The organism is Citrobacter sp. wls827 (genome assembly GCF_005280875.1).
GTDB classification, from domain to species: Bacteria; Pseudomonadota; Gammaproteobacteria; order Enterobacterales; family Enterobacteriaceae; genus Citrobacter; species Citrobacter youngae.
Genome location: NZ_SZWR01000036.1, coordinates 1 through 7,623, shown reverse-complemented (window position 1 = coordinate 7,623; position 7,623 = coordinate 1). Strand labels below are relative to the sequence as shown.

The window sequence follows — 7,623 nt, the reverse complement described above, 5'->3', positions numbered from 1 at the left end:
ATCAATTAAAGTGAAGAAGCCCATCCTGACGGATGGGCTTTTTTGCGTCTGTATTCCCGGATAACCAGGCTGTTGTAGGCCTGATAAGCGTAGCGCCGTCAGGCACGCCCGGTGCACATTGCCGGATGGCAGTTTCGCCTTATCTGGCCTACGGGTGGGTACGCAGCCAACTAACAATAAACTCGACGATGCTGTTTAGATCATTGAGGTCCAGAACCGGCACACCTACATCCAGCGCAGCGTCGCTGGCCACCGCAATAGTGTGCTCATCAATAGACAACTCAGCAATGCTGTGCCCTGCCGCTTCACGAAACAGCAATATCTTCGCGACAGGTTCATGCTTAAAGCCTTCAACAAGCACCATATCTAACGTCGAAGCATCCATCCGGCTAACCAGATAGGCCAGGTCCAGTTCGGGCTCTTCAGGTGTTTCAACCATTAACGCCCAACGTTGCTTACTGGCAACCAGCGTTTGCGCCGCTCCGGCTTTACGTAGCTCATAGCTATCCTTGCCTGGCTTATCGACATCCATATCGTGGTGTGTATGCTTAATCAATCCGGGACGAATACCTCTGGCGCACAGTTCCGGAATCAATTTTTTCAACAGCGTGGTTTTCCCCGTACCGCTCCAGGCCGCAATAGCGAGTAATGGGATCATGATTTTTCCTGCCATTTTGCGAGTTCTTCGGGGGTGTTCACGTTTACGAATGCATCTTTATGATCGCTGAAATTGACAGCATGACCGCCAGCCAGACGCATAAAGACCATGACGCGTCTTTCACCGGACTGAAGATAATCCTGCAGCAAAGGCTGCATAGAGCGGTGCATCAGCGCAATGGTTGGGTGATCTCTTTCACCATCATGCACCCAGACAACCGGTGCAGCTTTGCGCTGCTCTTTTAAACGAGCGGCCAGATCGTGAGGAATATAGGGCATATCGCACGGGCAGAACAAAAACCATTCCCCCGTTTGCTGCAGGAATACCGATAGCATCCCGGCCAGTGGGCCAGGGAAATCGGCCAATGAATCGGGAATAACTTTCAGGCCGCTTTGCTGGTATATATCCCTGTGGCGATTGGCATTAACCACCACGGTTTCGACCTGCAAAGCGAGAATGTCGGCCACATGTCGCCAAAGAGGTTTACCGTCCAGCTCAAGCAAACCTTTATCGGTTCCGCCCATCCGTCTGGCCTTACCGCCAGCCAGCACAACCCCTGTTATTGCACTATCCAGAATCACTGATATCGCCTCTTTTAATGTGGGATTGACCCTGCTAACGTATCCGTATTGAGCCTAAGGAGCACAACCATGAAATGTAAACGTCTGAATGAAGTTATTGAACTCCTCCAGCCTGCCTGGCAGAAGGAACCCGATCTCAACCTGATGCAATTTTTACAGAAACTGGCGCAAGAGTCAGGTTTTGACGGCGAACTGGCGGATTTAACTGATGACATTCTGATCTATCACCTGAAAATGCGTGACTCGGCGAAAGACGCGGTCATCCCAGGTATTCAGAAAGATTATGAAGAAGATTTTAAAACTGCACTACTCCGCGCACGTGGCGTAATTAAAGAGTAAAAGCTTGTAATCGCCACCACCGAAAGCGCTGCGAAATGATATCCTGAATCATTCGTAGTATTTTCCGGATGATGGGATGAACGACAACGCTTTTAATTTCCAGACGCTACACCCGGATACCATCATGGATGCACTGTTTGAGCAGGGGATCCGGGTGGATTCCGGGCTTACCCCGCTTAACAGCTATGAAAACCGTGTCTATCAATTCCAGGACGAAGACCGTCGACGTTTTGTCGTTAAGTTTTATCGCCCTGAACGTTGGTCTGTCGATCAGATCCAGGAAGAACACCAGTTTGCTCTGGAACTGGTGAGCGATGAAGTCCCGGTAGCTGCGCCGCTAGTACTAAACGGCCAAACGCTGTTAAGTCATCAGGGTTTTCATTATGCGATCTTCCCCAGCGTTGGCGGGCGACAGTTTGAGGCCGACAACATCGATCAGATGGAGGCGGTGGGTCGCTATCTGGGGCGTATGCATCAGACCGGCTGCAAGCGTACTTTTGCCTTTCGCCCAACGATTGGCCTTGAAGAGTATCTGACTGAGCCGCGTAACGTTTTTGAACACGCACCGCTGATCCCATCAGGGCAAAAAGCGGCCTTCCTTAAGGCAACGGATGCGCTGATCGCACTCGTTACCGATCGCTGGCATACGCGTTTTAACACATTACGCCTGCACGGTGATTGCCATGCCGGTAATATTTTGTGGCGCGATGGCCCGATGTTTGTCGATTTAGATGATGCTCGTAATGGTCCGGCTGTTCAGGATTTATGGATGCTTCTCAATGGCGATAAAGCTGAACAACGCATGCAGCTTGAAACCATTATCGAAGCTTATGAAGAGTTTAGTGAGTTCGATACTTCTGAAATCGGACTGATAGAACCTTTACGCGCTATGCGTTTAGTTTATTATCTTGCCTGGCTAATTCGACGTTGGGCTGACCCTGCGTTTCCAAAAAACTTCCCGTGGTTAACCGGGGAAGATTACTGGCATCGTCAGACTGCGACCTTTATTGAGCAGGCAAAAATTCTGCAAGAGCCCCCCTTACAATTAACGCCAATGTATTAATCGGAGAAACTTGAACATGAAAAAAATATGGCTGGCGCTGGCTGGTATGGTTTTAGCTTTTAGCGCATCGGCAGCGCAGTTCCAGGATGGTAAGCAATACATCACACTGGAAAAGCCTGTTGCGGGTGAACCGCAGGTGTTGGAGTTTTTCTCCTTCTACTGCCCACATTGCTACCAGTTTGAAGAAGTGCTTCACGTGTCTGATAATGTGAAGAAAAAGCTGCCGGAAGGCACCAAGATGACCAAATACCACGTCGAATTTCTGGGGCCTTTGGGTAAAGATCTGACGCAGGCATGGGCGGTTGCTATGGCGCTGGGCGTTGAAGATCAGGTCACTGTTCCGCTGTTTGAAGGGGTTCAGAAAACTCAGACCGTTCAATCTGTTGCAGATATCCGCAAAGTGTTTGTCGACGCAGGTATTAAAGGCGAAGACTATGATGCGGCATGGAACAGCTTCGTGGTGAAATCACTCGTGGCGCAGCAGGAAAAAGCGGCGGCTGACTTGCAGCTGCAGGGCGTGCCGGCGATGTTTGTTAATGGCAAATATCAGGTCAACCCGCAGGGTATGGACACCAGCAGCATGGATATCTTTGTACAACAGTATGCGGATACCGTGAAGTATCTGGTCGGTCAGAAGTAAAAGAAAAGCCGGTCACTGACCGGCTTTTTTATTTGAGGCTTTAATTGCATCGAGCTGCGCGTCTTTCTCACTCCACAGCGTATTTAGCCATAGCTGAAACCGACGCTTGAATCCCTTATCGTTTACGTAATCACCGTGCAACTCTTCATGGATTGGCTCCAGATTCACCCGCACGACAATCCGCGTTAACTTACCGCTCAGCATATCGTAGAACGGTCGGCTGCTGTTTTCCGGATAGCACAACGTGACGTTCAACATTTTATCGAACTGTGACCCCAGGACGTTCAAGGCCATCGCAATACCGGCCGCCTTGGGAGGAAGCAGGTTTTGATAGGGTGAACGGGTTTGCTCGCGTTTTTCTTTGGTAAACCGTGAACCCTCAACAAAATTCACAATGGTTGTTGGATGCGCACGAAATTTCTCGCAGGAACGACGCGTTGTTTCGACATCTTTACCGCGCTGTTCCGGGTGGCGAAGCAGATAACCACGCGAATAGCGTTTCATAAACGGCATATCCAGCGCCCAGCAGGCCAGGCCAATAAAGGGTACCCAGGCTAACTGCTGCTTGAGGAAGTATTTATTCATCGGGATGTGCTTACGGAATAGAACGCAAAGCACAACGATATCAGCCCAGCTGTAATGGTTACAAATGAGCAGATACCAATTTTTCTTGCTAAGACCTTCCAGCCCCTCGATATCCCACTTTAATCGTGGATTAAGGTGCAGCAGTAGCGCCAGACCTTCACACCAGCAATACATCATGAAATTACAGAAGACAGAAACCTTGCGCCAGACGACAGGAATGGGCAAAAGGAGTTTTACAACCCCTGCAAGGATGATCGGCACAGAACAAAAAATCGTGACCAATATGGTCAATACGATACTCAGCAACAGCGTTATCGCAGCGAGTATTCTCGTCATAATTAAATTATTCAAAAGGTTAGCCATAGATAGTGCGCTAAATGAGGCGCAAGGGGCTGATTTTATCAGAAAACGAACCAAATGATGGATCTTCGCTGAATAGAAAAAACAGGAATATCTATCCACATCAGGATATAAGCTTTAAAAATGGAATAAAATGCTGTGTCTTTATTTAATGCTTTGAAATTTATATAAAAATATTATGAAGTGATAATTTTGTTGCTACATTTAAAGAGCTGAAAATTATTTATTCACAAAGTTATCCACAGCACGCTTTGCGAGCAACGCAGAAGATCTGCAAAAGATTTTCGACAAATGCGGCGAAAAACTCATGTTTTCATCCTGTCTGTGGCATCCTTTACCCATAATCTGATAAACAGGCACGGACATTATGGTTCAGATCCCAGAAAACCCACTTATCCTTGTAGACGGTTCATCTTACCTGTATCGCGCATACCACGCGTTCCCGCCGCTGACGAACAGCGCAGGAGAGCCTACTGGTGCGATGTACGGCGTCCTCAACATGTTGCGTAGCTTGATTCTGCAATATCAACCTACGCATGCAGCGGTGGTATTCGACGCTAAGGGTAAAACCTTCCGTGATGAATTATTCGAACACTATAAGTCGCACCGCCCGCCAATGCCGGACGATTTACGTGCGCAGATTGAACCTCTGCATGCGATGGTAAAAGCGATGGGGCTGCCATTGCTGGCGGTTTCAGGCGTGGAAGCGGACGATGTCATCGGTACGCTGGCACGTGAGGCAGAGAAGGTGGGGCGTCCGGTACTGATTAGCACCGGCGATAAAGATATGGCTCAACTGGTGACGCCGAATATCACCCTCATCAACACTATGACTAATACGATCCTTGGTCCGGATGAGGTCGTAAATAAGTACGGTGTTCCGCCTGAATTGATCATCGATTTCCTGGCGCTGATGGGGGACTCCTCAGATAACATTCCAGGTGTACCAGGCGTGGGTGAAAAAACGGCTCAGGCGTTGCTGCAGGGGCTGGGTGGGTTGGATACTCTCTATGCGGAATCCGACAAAATAGCAGGGCTGAGCTTCCGTGGTGCCAAAACCATGGCAGGCAAACTCGAGCAGAATAAAGAAGTGGCGTATCTCTCGTATAAGCTGGCTACCATCAAAACGGATGTTGAGCTGGAATTAACCTGCGAGCAGCTGGAAGTGCGCCAACCAGCAGCAGAAGAACTGCTGGGCTTGTTTAAACAGTATGAATTCAAGCGTTGGGTTACTGACGTTGAAGCCGGTAAATGGCTACAGGCGAAAGGGACGAAACCGGCAGCTAAACCGCAGGAGACCATCGTTGTCGATGAAACGCCTGAGGAACCTGCCACGGTGCTTTCCTACGACAATTATGTGACGATTCTGGACGAAGCAACGCTGGAAGAGTGGATTGCAAAGCTGAAGAAAGCGCCCGTCTTTGCCTTTGATACTGAAACTGACAGCCTGGACAACATCTCCGCGAATCTGGTTGGCCTGTCTTTTGCCATTGAGCCAGGTGTGGCTGCGTATGTTCCTGTCGCTCATGATTACCTGGATGCCCCCGATCAGATCTCTCGCGACCGCGCGCTGGCGCTCCTGAAGCCGCTGCTGGAAGATGAGAACGCGCATAAAGTTGGGCAAAACCTGAAGTACGATCGCGGTATCCTGGCGAACTATGGCATCGAGCTTCGCGGCATCACCTTTGACACCATGCTCGAATCCTACATTCTTAACAGTGTTGCAGGCCGACACGACATGGACAGCCTGTCAGATCGCTGGCTGAAACATAAAACCATCACCTTTGAAGAGATTGCCGGGAAAGGTAAAAACCAGCTGACCTTTAACCAGATAGCACTGGAAGAGGCCGGGCGCTATGCCGCAGAGGATGCCGATGTTACGCTTCAGTTGCATCTGAAGATGTGGCCAGAACTGCAGAAGCACAAAGGGCCGCTAAATGTTTTCGAAAATATTGATATGCCGCTGGTCCCGGTTCTGTCCCGCGTTGAGCGCAATGGTGTGAAAATCGATCCGGCTGTTCTGCACAAGCATTCAGAAGAGCTGACGCTGCGTTTGAACGAGCTGGAGCAAAAAGCGCACGAGATTGCCGGAGAAGCGTTTAACCTGTCTTCCACCAAGCAGCTGCAAACTATCTTGTTTGAAAAGCAAGGTATTAAGCCGCTGAAGAAAACCCCTGGCGGCGCGCCATCAACGTCAGAAGAGGTGCTGGAAGAGCTCGCGCTGGATTATCCGTTGCCGAAAGTTATCCTGGAATATCGTGGGTTAGCAAAACTGAAGTCGACCTACACGGATAAGCTTCCGTTGATGATCAACCCAAAAACCGGACGAGTGCATACCTCATATCACCAGGCTGTCACGGCGACCGGACGTTTGTCTTCAACCGATCCTAACCTGCAAAACATCCCGGTACGTAACGATGAAGGTCGTCGTATTCGCCAGGCATTTATCGCACCAGAAGACTACGTGATTGTCTCTGCGGACTACTCGCAGATCGAGCTGCGTATTATGGCGCATCTCTCGCGCGATAAAGGCCTGCTTACCGCGTTTGCCGAAGGGAAAGATATTCACCGTGCAACGGCGGCAGAAGTTTTTGGTTTACCGCTGGATTCCGTGACTGGTGAACAACGCCGCAGCGCAAAAGCCATTAACTTTGGTCTGATCTATGGCATGAGCGCCTTCGGTCTGGCGCGTCAGCTGAATATTCCGCGTAAAGAAGCACAGAAGTACATGGATCTCTACTTCGAGCGCTACCCTGGCGTGCTGGAATATATGGAACGAACGCGTGCACAGGCAAAAGAGCAGGGTTACGTTGAAACGCTGGAAGGTCGTCGCCTCTATTTACCGGACATTAAATCCAGTAATGGCGCTCGCCGCGCCGGTGCAGAACGCGCGGCAATTAACGCCCCGATGCAGGGTACTGCCGCAGACATTATCAAACGAGCGATGATTGCGGTGGACGGATGGCTGCAAACCGAGCAACCGCGTGTGCGTATGATCATGCAGGTGCACGATGAACTGGTGTTTGAAGTGCATAAAGATGACCTCGAAAGCGTCTCGAAAAAGATCTATCAGCTGATGGAAAACGAGACGCAAATTGATGTGCCATTGCTGGTGGAAGTCGGTAGTGGTGAGAACTGGGATCAGGCGCACTAAGGGTTTACTGAATAACGGCTCTTTTTCGTAACTAAGCAACATAAGATAGAGCTTTTTGTGATGTCCATTAGAATTCCCTATGTAAGGAATGAAAAAAAATTACAAAAAGTGCTTTCTGAGCTGCTTAAAAAAGAGTAAAGTTATTCACGTAGGGTACAGAGGTAAGATGTTCTATCTTTCAGACCTTTTACTTCACGTAATCGGATTTGGCTGAATATTTTAGCCGCCCCAGTCAGTAATGAC

General features: G+C 49.5%; 8 protein-coding genes. 5 read left to right on the top strand and 3 right to left on the bottom strand.

Going from position 1 to position 7,623, the window contains the following annotated elements:
- Window positions 1-148: 148 nt before the first annotated feature.
- Together mobB and mobA are read right to left on the bottom strand one after the other, a co-directional pair.
- Window positions 149-658, bottom strand: a complete 510-nt coding sequence (gene mobB / locus FDX03_RS21995) for a molybdopterin-guanine dinucleotide biosynthesis protein MobB (protein WP_137346584.1) — start codon at window positions 656-658, stop codon at window positions 149-151.
- Window positions 655-1,239 carry a molybdenum cofactor guanylyltransferase MobA gene (mobA, locus tag FDX03_RS21990; RefSeq protein WP_137346583.1) on the bottom strand — a complete coding sequence of 195 codons (585 nt, stop codon included), beginning with the start codon at window positions 1,237-1,239 and terminating at the stop codon, window positions 655-657. Before mobA ends, mobB begins: the two co-directional genes overlap by 4 nt.
- A gap of 69 nt (window positions 1,240-1,308) precedes the next feature.
- Here mobA and FDX03_RS21985 point away from each other — a divergent pair, with 69 nt between their 5' ends.
- From FDX03_RS21985 to dsbA, 3 genes are all read left to right on the top strand, one after another.
- The gene (locus FDX03_RS21985) at window positions 1,309-1,578 is read left to right on the top strand and encodes a YihD family protein (protein WP_003028616.1); all 270 of its coding nucleotides are present in this window, start codon (window positions 1,309-1,311) and stop codon (window positions 1,576-1,578) included.
- 76 nt (window positions 1,579-1,654) lie between these two features.
- Window positions 1,655-2,641: a serine/threonine protein kinase gene (locus FDX03_RS21980; protein ID WP_101741987.1), complete on the top strand. Its 987-nt coding sequence runs from the start codon at window positions 1,655-1,657 to the stop codon at window positions 2,639-2,641.
- A 16-nt stretch (window positions 2,642-2,657) separates the two neighbouring features.
- Window positions 2,658-3,281, top strand: a complete 624-nt coding sequence (gene dsbA, locus FDX03_RS21975) for a thiol:disulfide interchange protein DsbA (protein WP_003028621.1) — start codon at window positions 2,658-2,660, stop codon at window positions 3,279-3,281.
- Between the two features lie 12 nt (window positions 3,282-3,293).
- Here the strand turns inward: dsbA and FDX03_RS21970 are convergent, their stop codons facing one another.
- Window positions 3,294-4,148 carry an acyltransferase gene (locus tag FDX03_RS21970; protein ID WP_233610891.1) on the bottom strand — a complete coding sequence of 285 codons (855 nt, stop codon included), beginning with the start codon at window positions 4,146-4,148 and terminating at the stop codon, window positions 3,294-3,296.
- Here FDX03_RS21970 and FDX03_RS23790 point away from each other — a divergent pair.
- Together FDX03_RS23790 and polA are read left to right on the top strand one after the other, a co-directional pair.
- A complete protein-coding gene (locus FDX03_RS23790; RefSeq protein ID WP_225807950.1) occupies window positions 4,042-4,287 on the top strand; it encodes a hypothetical protein in 246 nt (81 codons plus the stop codon). The genes FDX03_RS21970 and FDX03_RS23790 overlap by 107 nt on opposite strands.
- 306 nt (window positions 4,288-4,593) lie before the next feature.
- Entirely contained in the window at window positions 4,594-7,380 is a 2,787-nt protein-coding gene (polA, locus tag FDX03_RS21965; RefSeq protein WP_137346582.1) for a DNA polymerase I, read from the top strand.
- The last annotated feature ends 243 nt before the right edge of the window (window positions 7,381-7,623 follow it).